Raw genomic sequence first — 16,637 nt, 5'->3', positions numbered from 1 at the left:
TGCGGCCGGGGCCGCCCCTGAGCGGCGAGTGCGGCCCGTACACGTAGAGGGGTGGGAGCCCGTGGCCCCCACCCCTCCGCGCGTGTGCGGCCGGTCAGGCCTTACAGAACCCGAAGGTCACCCCGAACTCCTCCGAGCTCGCGATGAACAGGTCTCCCTCGACCTCACCGGCGGCGAACGCGTCCGCAAGCACCTCGCCGGCGATCGCCTCGCCGTGCTCCTCCAACGTCGGCGCGGTCTCCTCGGAGGCCGACCAGCGCACGTGGATCCGGTCGGAGACGTCCAGGCCGCTGCGTTTGCGCGCCTCCTGGAGCATCCGCACCATCTCCCGGGCCAGGCCGGAGCGGCGCAGTTCCGGGGTCAACTCCAGGTCCAGTGCGACCGTCGCCCCCGGTTCCGAGGCCACCGCCCAGCCCTCGCGGGGCTGCTCGGTCACCAGGACCTCGTCGGCGCTCACCTCCACGGGTTCACCCTCGACCTCCACCTGGCCCCAGCCGGTGCCGCGCACCTGCTCGACCAGGGCGGCCGGGTCGGCGGCCTGGATGGCCCCGGCCACCAGCGGCGTGCGCTTGGCGAAGCGCTTGCCCAAGGCCCGGAAGTTCGGCTTGACCGTGTAATCGACCAGGTCGCCGCCGACCGTGGACAGCGACTCCAGGGACTGCACGTTCAGTTCCTCGGCCACCTGCGCGCGCAGCTGCTCCGGCAGACCCGCGAAACCCTCGGCGCCCACCAGAGCCCGGCCCAGCGGCTGGCGGGTCCGCACAGCAGAGTCCACCCGTGCCGAACGGCCCAGCTCCACCAGACGGCGGGTCAGGGCCATGTTCCGGGACAGCTCCTGGTCGACCAGGTCCTCGCGGTACTCCGGCCACGACGCCAGGTGCACCGAGTCGGCCGCCCCCGGACGACGCAGGGCCGACCACACGTGATCGGTCAGGAACGGCACGATCGGGGCCATCAGCAGCGTGACGGTCTCCAAAGCCTCGAAGAGCGTGGCGAAGGCCGAGGCCCCCTCGGGGGTGGAGGACCCGCCCCAGAACCGGCGCCGGGAACGGCGCACGTACCAGTTGGAGATGTCGTCCACGAAGGCGGTCAAGCGTCGGCCCGCGCCCGCGGTGTCGAAGTCCTCCATCGCCCGGGTGACGTCGCGGACGACCTCGTTGAGTTCCGAGAGCAGCCAGCGGTCCAGCAGCGGACGGTCCTGCGGGGCCGGCGCCTCGGCCAGCTTCGTGTGGTCCCATCCCTCACCGGCGTTCGCGTAGAGGGTGAAGAAGGAGACCGTGTTGTAGTAGGTCAGCAGGACCTTGCGGACGATCTCCTCCAGGACCGTGTGGCCCACCCGGCGAGCCGTCCACGGCGAACCGCTGGCCAGCATGAACCAGCGCAGCGCGTCGGCACCGTGCCGGTCCATGACCGGGATCGGTTCCAGGACGTTGCCCAGGTGCTTGCTCATCTTGCGGCCGTCCTCGGCGAGGATGTGGCCGAGCACGACCACGTTCTCGAACGAGTTGCGGCCGAACACGAGCGTGCTCACGGCCAGTAGTGAGTAGAACCATCCGCGGGTCTGGTCGATGGCCTCCGAGATGTACTGGGCCGGGAAGTTGGCCTCGAAGGTCTCCTTCTCACGGTGCGGGGCGCCCCACTGCGCGAAAGGCATGGACCCGGAGTCGAACCAGGCGTCGATGACCTCCGGGACCCGGCGGGCGACCCGCTCCTCCTCGGGCAGCGACGGGTCGGCGTCGGGGTCGGGGATGACGATGTCGTCGACGTAGGGGCGGTGCGGGTCCAGGTTCGACAGGTCCTGCCCGCTGAGCTCGCTCAGCTCGGCCAGCGATCCCACACAGATCTGGCGTCCGTCGGGGTACTCCCAGATCGGCAGGGGGGTGCCCCAGTAACGGTTGCGCGAGAGCGCCCAGTCGACGTTGCCGCGCAGCCACTCGCCGAAGCGGCCCTCCTTGACGTTCTCCGGAACCCAGTTCGTGGCCTGGTTCTGCTCGATGAGCTGATCCTTGACGGCCGTGGTGCGGATGTACCAGGACGGAACCGCGTAGTACAGCAGCGGCGTGTGGCAGCGCCAGCAGTGCGGGTAGGAGTGCTCGTACTTCTGGTGCCGAAAGAGCAGTCCGCGCTCCTGGAGATCGCGCACCAGCGTCTTGTCGGCCGTCTTGAAGAACTCGCCCCCGATCAGGTCCAGGTCGGCCTCGAACGTGCCGTCGGGGCGCACCGGGTTGACCACGGGCAGGCCGTAGGCGCGGCACACGACCATGTCGTCGCCACCGAAGGCGGGGGACTGGTGCACCAGACCGGTACCGTCCTCGACGGTGACGTAGTCGGCGAGCACGATGTAGTGTGCCGTCTCGTCGAACTCCACCAGCTCGAACGGGCGCTGGTAGGACCAACGCTCCATCTCGTTGCCCTCGAAGCGCTCCCCGGTCAGTTCCCAGCCCTCGCCGAGGACCTTCTCGAAAAGCGGGCGGGCCAGGACCAGGCGCTCGTTGCCGTCGGTGGCGACCACGTACTCCACGTCCGGGTGTACCGCCACGGCGGTGTTGGACACCAGGGTCCACGGGGTGGTGGTCCACACCAGCAGCGAGGTCGGGTGTTCGGGCGAGGCGAGCGGTCCGGAGGTGACCGGGAGACGCACGTACACCGACGGGTCGGTCACCGTCTCATAGCCCTGGGCCAGCTCGTGGTCGGACAGGGTGGTGCCGCAGCGCGGGCAGTAGGGGCTGATGCGGTAATCGCGCACCAGCAGGTCCTTCTCCCAGATCTGCTGGAGGGCCCACCACACCGACTCCACGTACTGCGCGTCCATGGTGCGGTAGGCCTCGTCGGTGTTGACCCAGTATCCCATGCGCTCGGTCATGGCGGTGAACGCGTCCACGTTGCGCATGACCGACTCGCGGCAGCGGGCGTTGAACTCGGCGATGCCGAATTCCTCGATGTCCTTCTTGCCGCTCAGGCCCAGTTCCTTCTCCACGGCGACCTCGACCGGCAGGCCGTGGCAGTCCCAGCCGGCCTTGCGGTCGACATGGTAGCCGCGCATCGTGCGGAACCGGGGGAAGACGTCCTTGAACGCACGCGCCTCGACGTGGTGCACACCGGGCACACCGTTCGCGGTGGGCGGGCCCTCGTAGAAGACCCAGGAAGGTTTGCCGCGGGTCTGTTCGAGCGAGCGCTCGAAGATGTTCTCCTTCGACCACCGGTCGAGGATCTCGCGCTCGGTCGCAGGAAGGTCGATCTGCGCGGGCAACTGCGGGAGCGCGCGGGGATCGCCGGGCCGGGGGTGGTCGGTCACCGTCGTAACCTCTCTCCATCAGGAAGGGCCTGACGGAGGGACGAGGCGGACCCCGCGGTACCACCCTCCTTGGAGCCGCGGCCGGGCCGCGGTTCCCACTTCGTTACGCCGGTGCCGGTTCTACTGGGGGCATCGAGCGCCCTGTTCCTCCGGCGGCTCCGGGGTGATCTTCGCGCTGGCCGTACCCCCGGGCTCCCACCGTCCCCGGGTCGCTGGGCGGGCCGACCGCGGGGGCCGTGCTCCAACCGGTCGGTGCCAGCGTTACTCTCCCCATCGACACCATTCGCACGTCAGGATATCGCAGCGGAGCAATGCAAGATCCGCTGTTTCCGGAGGAGGAAGAGGTCCATGGCCAAGGGCACAGGCGCCGTCATGGTCACGCTGCCCCAGCGTGAGGACGCCGACGAGCTGGCCGAGCAGCTCCATGAGCAGGGCTACGAACCCTGTTCGGTACACCGGGAGATGCTCGCCGGGGAGGACGATGCCGAGGACGTCGACTGGGTCATCGAGGTGCAGGTCGGCCCGCACGGGGGGCCGGCAATCTTCGACGAGACCCACCTGGGCCTGCTCGCCGAGGACTACGGAGGTTTCGCCGCGGTGACATGATCGGGGCCGCGGTGGAGCGGCCGGGGCGGGCCCCTGTACGGTCGCGACCGTGACCTGCGCACGGGGCTCGCCGGCCGGCCCTTCCCGGCCGTGTCGGGCGCCGCACCCGTCTGCCTGGATCGTTGCCTCGTGTCCGTTCTTTGCTTAGGCTTCGCCGCACCAGTCGGGCCGACTCCCCGGGACCCACCGTCAGCCGGGGAGGGAACGGCCCGCAAACCGACGGGGAAGGACGCAAACCCATGAAGGCCACCGAAGCCGCCGATCTCCTGGTCCGCGCCGGTGAGGACCCTTGGACCGCCGAGGAACTCGGCCAGGTGCGCCGGCAGCTGGAGGAGGAGACCTCCTTCCAGCGCGAAGAGCTGGCCCAGAACGAGAGCGAACTCACCGAACGCCTCGCCGACCCGGTCGAGGGCGCCGGTGACGACACCGCGGACACCGGGGCCAAGGCTTTCCAGCGCGAGCACGATCTGGCGTTGGCCTACAATACTCGTGACCTGCTCGCGCAGAGCGAGAAGGCGATCGAACGGATGGACGCGGGAACCTACGGGGTCTGTGAGTCGTGTGGCCGGGCGATCGGGAAGGCCCGCCTGCAGGCCTTTCCGCGCGCCACCCTGTGCGTCCCCTGCAAACAGCGCGAGGAGCGTCGCTGACTGAGACGGAGCCCCCCGGGGACCACAACATGACCACGACCGAAGAAGCCGTCGGAAGGCCCCGCAGATACGTCCTGCTCATGGGGGTCGCCCTCACCGCGCTCGTCGTCGACTTCCTCACCAAGGAATGGGCGCTGGCCGCCCTCACCCCTGGTGAATTCGTCGACGTGATCGGTGAGTTCCTCCAGTTCACCCTGGTGTTCAACACCGGGGCGGCTTTCTCGCTGGGCACCGGGTACACGTGGTTGTTCACCATCATCTCCACCGTCGTGGTCCTCGCCATCGGCTACATGGGGTGGCGTGTACGCAGCCCCTGGTGGGGTGTGACGCTGGGCCTGATGCTGGGAGGTGCCGCGGGCAACCTGATCGACCGCTTCTTCCGCCCGCCCGGTCCCTTCGAGGGCGCGGTCGTGGACTTCCTCAGTGTCCCGAACTGGCCCGTGTTCAACATCGCGGACTCGTGTGTGGTGGTCGGTGCGGTCCTGGTCGTGGTGCTGACCTTCAAGGGCATCAACCTGGACGGCACCCCGGCCTCGGACGAAAACGCCGGGGGCACCACTGGGGCCGACCGCCCTGAGCAGACCGAGGACCGCAACGACGACGCCGAGGGAAAGGCCGAGACCGACGCCGAACGCGGCGAGTCCGGTGACGGACCCGGTGAAGGGAGGGACCAGTGAGCGACACCCGCAGTCTGCCCGTGCCCGACGGGCTGGAGGGCGACCGGCTCGACGCGGCCATCGCACGCATGTTCGGCCTCTCGCGCACCCGGGCGGCCGAGATCATCACCGCCGGCGACGTCCTGCTCGACGGCACGGAGGCCGGAAAGTCCGACCGGGTCCAGGCCGGCGCCTGGCTCCACATCACGCTCCCGCCGCCCCCCAGCGCCCCGGTCCCGCGGGCCGAGGCGGTCCCGGGGATGACGATCGTGCACGAGGACGCCGACATCATCGTGGTCGACAAGCCCATCGGTGTCGTCGCCCACCCCACGGTCGGCTGGACCGGTCCCAGTGTTCTGGAGGGTCTGCTGGCCTCGGGCGTGCAGCTGGCCACCAGCGGCGCGGCCGAACGCCAAGGCATCGTGCACCGGCTCGACGCCAACACCACGGGTCTGATGGTCGTGGCCAAGAGCGAGACCGCCTACAGCGTCCTCAAGCGGGCCTTCAAGGAACGCACGGTCGACAAGCGCTACCACACGCTCGTCCAGGGCCGCCCCGACCCGTTGCGCGGCACCGTCGACGCCCCCATCGGGCGCCACCCCGCAGGTGACGGACGCTGGGCCGTGGTCAGTGACGGACGACCCTCGGTGACGCACTACGACACCGACGAGGCCTTTCGCGCCGCCAGCCTGCTGGAGGTCAAGCTCGAGACCGGGCGCACCCACCAGATCCGGGTGCACATGGCCGCGCTGCGCCACCCGTGCGTGGGCGACATCCTCTACGGCGCCGATCCCACGCTCGCCGAACGCCTCGGGGTGCGCCGCCAGTGGTTGCACGCCGTGCGGCTGGGCTTCGACCACCCCACCGAGGGCCGCCCGGTGGAGTACTCCAGCCCCTACCCGGACGACCTCGCCCAGGCCGTCGAGCAGCTGCGCGAGGATTGACCTCTTCGGAGGCACCGCCTCCACACCGGCCGCAGGGCCCCGGCCCGACCAGGGCCCTGCCCGGCTCCCGTACCGTACTCAGTCCCCCGGCAGGAGATCGGACAGGGCCGCCGACGGACTGATGGCATCGGGGTCGGTGCGTACGTCCACCAATGTCGGGGCCTCCGCGGCGACCGACTCGGCCAAGGCCTTGTCCAACCCTTCGCGGCTGTCCACCGTGGCCCCGCGCGCACCCAGCGACCGCGCGAACCCGGCCAGGTCCAACGGCCCGCTGATGCGTGTGCCGGACATCCGCCCGAGCTCACGCGCCTGATGCATGGCGATCGTGCCGTACAGGCCGTTCTGGAACACCACCACCGTGATCGGGGCGCCCACCCGCACCGCGGTCTCCAACTCCATGCCCGTCATCGTCGTGCCGCCGTCCCCGGCCACCGCCACCACCGTGCGCTCGGGCCGGGCCACCTTCGCCGCCACCGCCGCGGGCACCGCGTACCCCATGGCCCCGCTCGTCGGCGCCAGCTGGGTCCCGGGATGCCGGTACCACCAACCCCGGTGCAGGAACGCCGCGAAGTTGCCCGCGTCGTTGGTCAGCAGGGTGTCCTCCGGCAACACCTCGCGCATGCCCTCCACCACATTCCACGGGTGCAGACCCGGGCCCTTGTGCTGCTCGACCGCGCGCGGGGGCCGGGTGCTCTCCACCCACACCCGGCGGGCCGCGCTCCAGTCCCGGAAGGAGGAGGGCAGCCGTGACCCCATCAGGCAGGACAGCGCCGCTCCGGCGTCGGCGACCGCACCGAGCCACAGGTCGGTACCGGCCCCTACCTGGCGCGGGTCGGCGTCGATCTGGGCGATTCGGGCTTCCGGGGAGGGCAGCCGGTACCCCTGGGTCGTCGTCTCGCTCAACCGGGAGCCCACCACCAGCACCGCATCGGCCTCACGGAGTGCCTCCAGGGTCGGGGGCGCACTGCCCAGCCCCAGATGGCCCAGGTAGAGCGGATGGTCGTTGGGGAAGACGTCCTGACGCCGCCACGAGGAGTAGACCCCCGCGCTGAAGTGCTCGGCCACCCGCACCAGCTCCTCGCGTGCGCCGCGTGCGCCCCCGCCGGCCACGATCACCGGACGCACCGCCCTGGTCAGCCACGTCGCCAACCGGTCGCGGTCGCGTTCCGACAACGGCGGGCGGGGCGGCTCGTACCCGGCCCGCTCCAGTGGCACCGCCACCCGCTCACCGAACAGGTCTCCCGGCACCGCGATCGCCACCGGACCCGGACGGCCGCTCGTGGCCACCCGGACCGCCTCCGCGGTCACCTCGGCCAACCGGTCGGCACGGTGCACGGTCGTCGACCACTTCGTGATGGGCGCGTAGAACGCGGTCAGGTCGACCTCCTGGAAGGCCTCCCGCCCCAGCCGGTCGGTCTCGGCCTGCCCCAGGAACACGATCATCGGGGTGGAGTCCTGGTGGGCGGTGTGTACCCCGACCGCGAGGTTGGCGGCACCGGGACCGCGTGTGGCGGCCGCCACTGCCGGGACCCCGGTGAGCTTGCCCTCGGCCTCGGCCATGAACCCGGCACCGCCCTCGTGACGGGTCGAGACCAGATCCATGTGCTCGTGCCGGTCGATCGCGTCGGACAGCTCCAGGAAACTCTCGCCGGGAACGGTGTAACAGCGCCGGACCCCGGCGCCGGCCAGGACCTCCACGACCGCCTGTGCGGCTGTGGAGTCGGAGGTGGGAGTGGGGGTGGGGGAGGTGGCCATGGGGCGGGTCCTTCCATCGTCGCAAGGTCCACTCGTCGGCCCGGTGGCCCTCTTGTGGAGGGTGCGGGCGCGAACCGGTGGGTGACCGGGCTCGTGCGGCCGACTCTTGCACCCCCACCGGGGGTGGTCAAGAACACATCAGCCCCCTGTGGACGAGCGCGGCTCAACCCCAGCCCAGCGCCCGCATCCCCGCCGTCGTCGCCGCCGCGGCCACGATCACCACCAGGAACGGTGCTCGTAGAACCAGGGCACACACGGCCGCGCCCAAGCCCGCCATCCGGGCCCCGTCCCAGGCCAGCGTCTGTCCGTCCCCGAGCGCTTCCACGGCGATGAGCGCTGCCAGCAGCGCCAGCGGCACGGCCACGGCGAAGCGCTGCACCCACGGGTTGTCCAGTACCGACCGGGGCGCCGCCAGCCCCGCGTACTTGAGCAGGTAACAGCCGGCCGCCGTGGCGATCAGCGCGATCCACAGGGTCATCTGCCCGCCCCCTCGGTGTCGTCGGTGGCCTCGGTGGTCGTGGCGGCCGGGGAGGAGGGCGCGGGCCCGAGCAGGGCCACACAGGCCGCGCACGCGGACAGCAGTACCGGCACCCCCGGAGGCAGGAACGGCGTCGTCGCCAGCGCGAGCCCCGCGCCCAGCCCCGACACGAACCAGGCGCGCGGCCCGCCCTCACGCAGGCGCGGCCACAACAGGCCCAGGAAGACCGCCGGGCCGACCACGTCCAACCCCAGGGCGTCGATGTCGTGCACCCGGTCGGTGGCCGAGGCCCCCACCAGCGTGGTCAGCACCCAGAACGTGCCCAGAACCGAGTAGCTCGTGATGAAGGCCAGGCGGGACGAAGCCCGGTCCGGCTGGGCCAGCGTCACGGCCGTGGTCTCGTCGATGACCCCGTGCGCGGCCACCATCCGGCGCGGCCCCCGCCACCCGAGCAGGTCGGCCAGGCGCAACCCGTACAGGGTGTTGCGTGCTCCCAGCAGCAGGGCGCCCAGCACCCCGGCCACGAGGCTGCCGCCCCCGGCGACCACCCCGACCAGCGCGAACTGGGAAGCCCCGGTGAAGACGAACAGGCTCGTGAATACGGCCTGTGCTGGGGAGAGGCCCGCCGTCACGGCAGTGGTACCGAACGCGAGTCCGGCGGCCCCCACCGCCACACCGATACCGACGCTGTCGCGCACGGCAGGTGTCCTCAGAACGGAGAAGTCTGTCATGAGAACCGAGATTACGGTGCCTGTGCGGTCCTGAATGCGGTGGGGACGGGACAGATCCGCCCCGCCCACCTTCTAGTGTGCGTGCATGAGCCTTTCCGAGCCCGGGACGGCCACGTCCCAGCAGATCCGCCCGGCCGAGGGCGAGCGTGACCGCGCCGCGGTGTTCGTCATCCGCGGTGCGGTGTTCGTCGCCGAACAGAACGTTCCCGTCGAGGAGGAGTGGGACAGCCGCGACGCCGACGCCGACCACCTCCTCGCCCTGCACGGCGGTGTGCCCGTCGGTACCGTCCGCATGCTCGTCGAGCAGGAGGGGGTGGGCCTGCTGGGGCGCCTGGCCGTCCTGCCGCAGGCACGCGGCACCGGGGCCGGCAGGGCGCTGGTGCGGGCCGCGGAGGAACGCGCCCGTGAGCACGGTCTGCGGTCGGTGGAGCTGCACGCCCAGACACATGCCCTCGGTTTCTACCAGAGCCTCGGCTACAGCGCGCACGGCGAGGAGTTCCTCGACGCGGGTATCCCGCATCTGCACATGGAACGCGATCTGTCCTGATCCCGACCGGCCCTGATCCGGGGCCGGTGGTTCCGGTCACCGCACGAAGTGAGCAGCAGCGCACTTTCCGTCGGAATACCACCGAGCGGCATTCGGTTCGTGGTTGGTGCCCCCAGCCGGACCAATCACCGACCCCTACGAGGAACACATGACGGTCAACACGCAGCCGGTCGCCGAGCGCCCCGATCCCCGCGCCTTCGGTCTGCCCGTGGTCGAGCAGGACCAGATCCCCGATGAGCTGCGCTCCCTCGTCGCCGGCGTCCGTAGCCTCGTGGAGGCCGTGGCCAACACCGAGGCCGACCCCGCCACCCTCGCCGAGGCAGAGGAGACGGTCCGGGCCCTCACTGACAGGATCGACACCGGCCACCGCCAGGTCGGCACCATGGTCCGCCGCGCCATGGACGACGGCACCGACGAGCTCGGCACCATCACCAACATCGTCGCCGGGCCCACCAACCCCGCCGCCCCGCCCCTGGACCTGGAGCGCGTCGAGGGCGGTGTGCAGGGCACGGTCACCCTCTCCACCACCTACCAAGGACCCCCCGGACTCGTGCACGGCGGCTGGATCGCCGCACTCCTCGACCAGGCCGTCGGCAGCGCCTCCGCAGTCGAGACCAGCCCCGGTCTGACCGCCAAGATCGAGGTGAACTACCGCAACCCCACCCCGCTGTTCACCCCGCTCGAGATCAGTGGCCGGGTCGTGCGCACCGAACGCCGCAAGGTCTACGTCAGCGGCTGGATCCGCGCCAACGGCCAGGTCACGGCCGAGGCCGAGGCCCTCATGATCCGTGTCCCGATGGAGGAGGGCTGAGGTCCGACCCTCCTGCTATGGTGTTTCCCGTGAACCACTACCGCGCATTCGTGTTTGGGCAGCCGACGGTCCCGTCGGCCGCTCCCGCGTGAGCGCGGCCGGGGATCGTCGGCAACAGAGCATCGGGTACCGCCCGGTGCTCTTTCGCTTTCCAGGCGGCCGGCGCCCCGGTGCACACCCCCGAGGGACGGCGGCCGCGCCAGAGCCCACAGGGAGGACACCGTGCACCGCACCAGCGCCCAGGACACACCCCGCGAGGACATCCGGCACCTGCGCGGCCGCATCGACCGCATGGACGCCGAACTCGCCGCACTCCTCGAACGACGCGCCCTCGTCGCCGCCGAGGTCCAGCGCCTCAAGCCCGTCGGTTACTTCGCCGGCCGCGACACCGAACGCGAACGCGCCCTCGTGGAGCGTATGGCCGAGCACGCACCCCGCCTCGGAACCGAACGCCTGGCCACCGTCATGGACGCCGTCATCACCACCGGGCTCTCCGCAGCCCAGGAGGAGACCGGTACCGCCGGTCCGTGAGACCCGGGCGCCTCAGCTCCGCACGTCCACGTCCGCCCACACCAGACGGTGGTCCGAACTCGGGAAGGGCCGGTCGCCCGTCAGCCTGAACAGCGGCTCGTCGGCGGCCGGCCAGAACACCCCCGCACCCCGCACCCCCAGGTCACGGGCGGGAAGCACGTAGTCGACCCGCAGATGGCCCTCGGTCCGCGGGCCGGCCGGGTCCAGCGCCGCCGCACCGAGCCCGCCCCGGCTCCTCGGCACCGGATCCTGGACCGCCGGGTGCTCCAACAACTGCCGGACCGCCTTGGGGTGGGCCGAACCCGCGTGCGGATCCGCGTTCAGGTCGCCTGCGACCACGAACGGGGCCAGCGGCGACAACCCGCCCCGGTGCCCCTGGTCGTCGTAGAGGTGCCCGGCCGCCCCCGAGAGGTAGTCCACCCAGAACCGGATCTCGTCATGGTTGCGCAGCACGTTGCGCCGCTCCGGGCCGTCGAACGTCGGAGGGGTCGGGTGCGAGGCCAACAGGTGCACCGGGCGTCGGCCCCCGGCCTCCACCGGCACGTCCCAGTGGGCCTTGGACGACAGACGCATCACCTCGCGCGCCGCCGCGTCGTGGAACGGGCGCCCCGTGCCCGGGTCGGTGGGCAGCAGCGCGCCGGGCAGGTCCGCCCACCGGAACCGGCGGAAGGTGCGCACCCGGTCGGTCAGGAGCGGCAGCCGTGAGAACACCACCATCCCGTACTGGCCGGGAAAGAGCCCGAAACCGAAGGCGTCGGCCGCGTAGTCGATGCTCCCGGGCCGCGTGGCCACACGCCCGTTGCCGTCCAGATCGGCCCCGGAGGCCACTCCGGTGTTGACCGGGCCCGTGTACACGTAGGGGTAGTCGATCCCCCGGGTACCGCGCCTGCCCCGGGCGAGGTAGTTGTCCCGGAACAGGCGCGGCCCCAGGTGGTGCGGATCGTGGTCGAACTCGTTGACCAACAGTACGTCCGGGCGCACCCGCTGCACGATCTCGGCGACGTTGCGGATCTGGTGGTGTCCGGGGACGGACAGGTCCGCCAGCAGCTCGCCGGGCTCGGCTCTGCTCAACGCGGCGTTGAAGGTCGCGAACCGTACCGCTCCCTCGGGCGGGGGAGGCGGCACCGAGGACGGCGCCCGGTGGGAGGGGGCCGCCCGCACACCCGAGGACGCCAGGACCAGGGTCGCGGGGGAACCGCCTGTGCGTGGGCCCATGGGCCGAGGTCCTCCCGGTCGCTCTCGTGTGTCCACGGGCCCACGGGCCCGGCGGGCCGTGTCCCTGTGCTCGGCTGCCAGCTTAAGGAAGCCCCGGGCCGCCGGCGCCGCTTCCACCGGAACGCGCCTCCGGGGCGCCCCGAGGTGATCCGTGCCGCCCTCGTCCACAGGTTCCGGTACAGGCCCCCGGCGGGCCCGCGTTGGGGCTAGGCTCGGAGATCTACGCACGATTCCTTCACCGATTCCTCCCGGGGGCAGCCGCGCCATGGCCGATTCCTTCGCTCACCTGCACGTCCACACCGAGTACTCGATGCTCGACGGGGCGGCCAAGCTCAAACCGCTCTACCAGGAAGCGGCCCGGTTGGGCATGCCCGCGGTGGCGATGACCGACCACGGCAACATGTTCGGTGCCTACGAGTTCTTCCAGCAGTCCAAGGGCACCGGCGTCAAACCCATCATCGGGATCGAGGCCTACGTGGCCCCCGAGTCGCGTTTCCACAAGAAGCGGGTCTTCTGGGGCCGGGCCAGCGGCAGCGACGACGCGGCGGCCGAGGGCGGCAAGGACATCTCCGGCGGTGGCCGCTACCTGCACATGACGATGCTGGCCGAGAACGAGAAGGGCCTGCGCAACCTGTTCCGGATGAGCTCGCTGGCGTCCATGGAGGGCTACTACATGAAGCCCCGCATGGACCTGGACCTCATGCAGGAGTACAGCGAAGGGGTCATCGTCTCCACCGGCTGCCCCTCGGGCGGTGTGCAGACCCGGTTGCGGTTGGGCCAGGAGGAGGAGGCGGTCGCCTACGCGGGCACGCTTCAGGAGATCTTCGGCAGGCAGAACGTGTACCTGGAGCTGATGGACCACGGGGTCCCCATCGAGAAGCAGGTGCGCGACGGTCTGCTGCGGGTGGGCAAGAAGCTGGACATCCCGCCGCTGGTGACCAACGACTCGCACTACGTGTACGAGTCGCAGGCCTCGGCCCACGACGCCCTGCTGGCCGTGGGGGTGGGCAAGAACCTGGACGACCCGGCCCGGTTCCGGTTCAACGGGTCGGGTTATTACCTCAAGACCGCCGACGAGATGCGCGCGCTCCTGAATTTCGAGGAATGGGCGCAGGGGTGCCGCAACACGTTGGAGGTGGCCGAGCGCATCGCTCCGGACGCCTACGACAACGTCTTCGCCCACCGCGACCTCATGCCGGCCTTCCCCATCCCGGAGGGGGAGACCGAGTCCTCCTGGTTGGCCAAGGAGGTCGAGCGCGCCCTCCACATGCGCTACCCCGACGGTCCCTCCGAGGACGCCCGGCACCGGGTCGAGCACGAGCTCAACATCATCAACGAGATGGGCTTTCCGGCCTACTTCCTGGTCGTGGCCGACATCTGCCAGTACGCACGCAGGAACGGTATCGCCCTGGGCCCGGGACGCGGGTCGGCGGCCGGATCGATGATCGCCTACGTGCTGGGCATCACCGACCTGGACCCGCTCGAACACGGGTTGCTGTTCGAGCGGTTCCTCAACCCCGAACGCGTGTCCATGCCCGACATCGACCTGGACTTCGACGAGCGTCGGCGCGGGGAGATGATCGAGTACGTCACCAGGCTCTACGGCGAGGAGAGGGTCGCCCAGATCCTGACCTTCGGCACGATCAAGGCCAAGGCCGCGGTCAAGGACTCCACCCGGATCCTGGGCATGCCCTACTCCACCGGCGACACCATCACCAAGGCCTTCCCCGCGCCCGTGGGCGGCAACGAGATCCCCCTGGACGCGGTTTTCAGCGACGAGCACGAGCGTTACAGCGAGGCCGCGGAACTGCGCAACCTGATCGACAACGATCAGCAGGTGGCCAAGGTCATGGAGACCGCCCGCGGTATCGAGGGCCTGACGCGCGGCACGGGTGTGCACGCGGCCGGGGTCATCCTCTCGCGGGATCCGCTGCTCGACGTGATCCCGCTGCACAAGCGCGACACCGACGGGGCCATCATCACGGGCTTCCCCTATCCCCAGTGCGAGGACATGGGGTTGCTCAAGATGGACTTCCTGGGTCTGCGCAACCTGACCATCATCGACGACGCGATCAACAGCATCCGCGAGGCCGAGGGTGTGGAACTGGACCTGTCCAAGGTCCCCCTCGACGACCCTGCGGCCTACCGGCTCCTCGCGCGCGGTGACACCCTCGGTGTGTTCCAGCTCGACGGCGGTGCGATGCGTAATCTGCTGCGCCGCATGGAACCGAAGAGCTTCGGCGACATCACCGCCGTCATCTCGCTGTACCGTCCCGGCCCGATGGCGGCCAACGCCCACAACGACTACGCCGACCGCTCCAACGGACGCCAGGACGTCAGCGCGATCCACCCGGAGTTGTACGACGCACTGGAGCCGATCCTGGGGGAGACCTTCCACCTGATCGTGTACCAGGAGCAGATCATGGCCATCGCCCAGCAGCTGGCCGGCTACACCCTGGGCGGCGCCGACCTCATGCGCCGGGCGATGGGCAAGAAGAAGATCGAGGCCCTGGAGAAGGAAGAGGCCAAGTTCTTCCCCGGCATGATGGAGAAGGGGTTCTCCCGCGAGTCGGTCCAGGCCCTGTGGGACGTCATGCTCCCCTTCGCCGGATACGCCTTCAACAAGTCACACGCCGCCGGTTACGCCCTCGTCGCGTACTGGACCGCCTATCTCAAGGCCAACTACCCGGCGGCCTACATGGCGGCGCTGCTCACGTCGGTCTCCGGTGACAAGGACAAGATGGCGGTCTACCTCTCCGAGTGCCGCTCCCAGGGGATCAAGGTCCTGCCGCCCGACGTCAACGACTCCGGTCTGCGCTTCACCCCCGTGGGATCCGACATCCGTTTCGGTATGGGCGCGGTCCGCAACGTCGGCACCAACGTCGTCAACTCGCTGCTCAAGACCCGCGAGGAGAAGGGCAAGTACTCCTCCTTCACCGACTTCCTGTCCAAGATCGAGCTGGCCGCCTGCAACAAGCGTGTCATCGAGTCCCTGGTCAAGGCCGGTGCCTTCGATTCGCTCGGCCAGCCCCGACGCGAGCTCTACCGCCACCACGAAACGGCCGTGGACGGGATGATCAGCTCCAAGAAACAGGAGGCCAACGGCCAGTTCGACCTCTTCGGCGGTGGTGACGGCGGCGACTCCGCCCCCATCGGCCTCAACATCGAGTGGGGCGACGAGGAATGGGACCGCAAGACCAAGCTCGGCTTCGAACGCGAGATGCTGGGCCTGTACGTGTCCAGCCACCCCTTGGCCGGGGCCGAACGCATCCTGGCACGTTCACGCGACACCTCGGTCTCCCAAGTGGTGGGCGGTGACCTGGCCCGCGAGCGCGGCGAGGTCCGTATCGCCGGGCTCATCTCGGGTGTGGACAAGCGGGTCAACAAGGCCGGCAACCAGTGGGCGATCTGCACCGTGGAGGACCTGGACGCCTCCATGGAGGTGCTCTTCTTCCCCAAGACCTTCCCGCTCTACTCCGAGGCCCTGATCGAGGACACCGCGATCAGCGTCAAGGGCAGGCTCAACGAACGCGACGGCACCTGGTCGATGTTCGCCTCGGAGATGTCGATCCTGGACATCTCCCACGTCTCCGACGGCGAGCCCCCCGTCCTGCTCACCATCGCCGAGGAGCGCATCACCGCGGAGATGGTCGGTGACCTGCAGCAGGTGCTGAGCACCCACAAGGGGGAGACCCCGGTGCGGGTGCGGGTCGACAACCCGCGCAAGTCGCGCATCTACTCCCTGGACCGGTACTCGGTCAACATCTCGCCAGAGTTCAACGGTGAGGTGAAGAGCCTGCTGGGCGCCTACGCCGTCGAGTACTGAGCGCGGGACCGGTCCCGGCGCCGACCCCGGTGCCGGGACCGGTCATTCGCCGGTGGTGCCGTCGGCCGTCTCGCGCAGCAGATCCAGGTGGCCGTTGTGCCGGGCCGTCTCCTCGAGCATGTGCACCAGCACCCAGCGCAGGGTCATGCGTCCCTGACCGGGCAGGGCGACGCGTGCCGAGCTGCCCAGCTCCAGCCGGGCGGTGATCGTTCGCGAGCGGGCCGCCTGGCGCTCGTGGTCCTCGAGCAGTTCGGAGAGCGGGGTGGTCGCCGCCGCCCGCCACTCGCGGTCGGGGTTCCCGGGCGAGGAAGGCAGCCGGTCGGGCATACCGAGCATGACCACCTCGAACCAGAAGTGCTCCACCCAGCACAGGTGCGAGACGACGCCTGCCACGCTCATCAGGGGAGAGGTCGCCAGAGGAGCCGCGGTGGCCAGGCTGGGGTCCAGGCCTGCGCACTTGGTGCGTACAGTGGCACGGTGCCAGTCCAACCACGAGGTCAGCATCGTCCGCTCGTCCGCGGCAGTGGGAGGATCGACACGCGGGGCCGGGGGCACGGTCAGGGGCATGTGGTGGTCGTCCATACAGGTATTC

General features: G+C 70.2%; 14 protein-coding genes. 8 read left to right on the top strand and 6 right to left on the bottom strand.

Annotation, left to right across the window (positions count from 1 at the left end; genetic code table 11):
• Positions 1-94: 94 nt before the first annotated feature.
• The gene (gene ileS / locus D473_RS0105220; RefSeq protein WP_017608031.1) at positions 95-3,295 is read right to left on the bottom strand and encodes an isoleucine--tRNA ligase; all 3,201 of its coding nucleotides are present in this window, start codon (positions 3,293-3,295) and stop codon (positions 95-97) included.
• A 348-nt stretch (positions 3,296-3,643) separates the two neighbouring features.
• On the opposite strand from ileS, the gene D473_RS0105215 reads away from it, so the two are divergent.
• The 4 genes from D473_RS0105215 (at position 3,644) to D473_RS0105200 (ending at position 6,151) form a co-directional block, all read left to right on the top strand.
• Positions 3,644-3,901, top strand: a complete 258-nt coding sequence (locus D473_RS0105215; RefSeq protein ID WP_017608030.1) for a hypothetical protein — start codon at positions 3,644-3,646, stop codon at positions 3,899-3,901.
• A 239-nt stretch (positions 3,902-4,140) separates the two neighbouring features.
• On the top strand, positions 4,141-4,551 hold the full coding sequence (locus D473_RS0105210) for a TraR/DksA family transcriptional regulator (protein WP_017608029.1): 411 nt from the start codon (positions 4,141-4,143) through the stop codon (positions 4,549-4,551).
• A 29-nt stretch (positions 4,552-4,580) separates the two neighbouring features.
• Positions 4,581-5,228 carry a signal peptidase II gene (gene lspA / locus D473_RS0105205; protein WP_017608028.1) on the top strand — a complete coding sequence of 216 codons (648 nt, stop codon included), beginning with the start codon at positions 4,581-4,583 and terminating at the stop codon, positions 5,226-5,228.
• A complete protein-coding gene (locus tag D473_RS0105200; protein ID WP_017608027.1) occupies positions 5,225-6,151 on the top strand; it encodes an RluA family pseudouridine synthase in 927 nt (308 codons plus the stop codon). Before lspA ends, D473_RS0105200 begins: the two co-directional genes overlap by 4 nt.
• A 78-nt stretch (positions 6,152-6,229) precedes the next feature.
• Here D473_RS0105200 and D473_RS0105195 read toward each other — a convergent pair whose 3' ends face one another.
• From D473_RS0105195 to D473_RS0105185, 3 genes are all read right to left on the bottom strand, one after another.
• Positions 6,230-7,906, bottom strand: coding sequence for a thiamine pyrophosphate-dependent enzyme (locus D473_RS0105195; protein WP_017608026.1), 1,677 nt, complete (start codon positions 7,904-7,906; stop codon positions 6,230-6,232).
• A gap of 163 nt (positions 7,907-8,069) precedes the next feature.
• Positions 8,070-8,384, bottom strand: a complete 315-nt coding sequence (locus D473_RS24225) for an AzlD domain-containing protein (protein ID WP_017608025.1) — start codon at positions 8,382-8,384, stop codon at positions 8,070-8,072.
• The gene (locus D473_RS0105185) at positions 8,381-9,115 is read right to left on the bottom strand and encodes an AzlC family ABC transporter permease (protein WP_026126617.1); all 735 of its coding nucleotides are present in this window, start codon (positions 9,113-9,115) and stop codon (positions 8,381-8,383) included. The genes D473_RS24225 and D473_RS0105185 overlap by 4 nt, the downstream gene beginning before the upstream one ends.
• 85 nt (positions 9,116-9,200) lie before the next feature.
• Between D473_RS0105185 and D473_RS0105180 the strand changes: the two genes are divergently transcribed.
• From D473_RS0105180 to D473_RS0105170, 3 genes are all read left to right on the top strand, one after another.
• Positions 9,201-9,662 (top strand): GNAT family N-acetyltransferase, encoded by a 462-nt coding sequence (locus tag D473_RS0105180; RefSeq protein ID WP_017608023.1) that lies wholly within the window; start codon positions 9,201-9,203, stop codon positions 9,660-9,662.
• 148 nt (positions 9,663-9,810) lie between these two features.
• Positions 9,811-10,473: a PaaI family thioesterase gene (locus D473_RS0105175; RefSeq protein ID WP_017608022.1), complete on the top strand. Its 663-nt coding sequence runs from the start codon at positions 9,811-9,813 to the stop codon at positions 10,471-10,473.
• 222 nt (positions 10,474-10,695) lie between these two features.
• Positions 10,696-11,004, top strand: a complete 309-nt coding sequence (locus D473_RS0105170) for a chorismate mutase (RefSeq protein WP_017608021.1) — start codon at positions 10,696-10,698, stop codon at positions 11,002-11,004.
• Between the two features lie 12 nt (positions 11,005-11,016).
• On the opposite strand, the gene D473_RS0105165 is transcribed toward D473_RS0105170, so the two are convergent.
• Positions 11,017-12,219: an endonuclease/exonuclease/phosphatase family protein gene (locus tag D473_RS0105165; protein ID WP_017608020.1), complete on the bottom strand. Its 1,203-nt coding sequence runs from the start codon at positions 12,217-12,219 to the stop codon at positions 11,017-11,019.
• A 265-nt stretch (positions 12,220-12,484) separates the two neighbouring features.
• On the opposite strand from D473_RS0105165, the gene dnaE reads away from it, so the two are divergent.
• Positions 12,485-16,045 carry a DNA polymerase III subunit alpha gene (dnaE, locus tag D473_RS0105160; protein ID WP_017608019.1) on the top strand — a complete coding sequence of 1,187 codons (3,561 nt, stop codon included), beginning with the start codon at positions 12,485-12,487 and terminating at the stop codon, positions 16,043-16,045.
• 42 nt (positions 16,046-16,087) lie between these two features.
• Here the strand turns inward: dnaE and D473_RS0105155 are convergent, their stop codons facing one another.
• On the bottom strand, positions 16,088-16,627 hold the full coding sequence (locus tag D473_RS0105155; protein WP_017608018.1) for a DinB family protein: 540 nt from the start codon (positions 16,625-16,627) through the stop codon (positions 16,088-16,090).
• Positions 16,628-16,637 lie beyond the last annotated feature (10 nt).

Source organism: Nocardiopsis xinjiangensis YIM 90004 (genome assembly GCF_000341145.1).
GTDB classification, from domain to species: Bacteria; Actinomycetota; Actinomycetes; order Streptosporangiales; family Streptosporangiaceae; genus Nocardiopsis; species Nocardiopsis xinjiangensis.
Note: the sequence above shows the minus strand (reverse complement) of the source record. Positions and strands in the feature narration are given on the sequence as shown.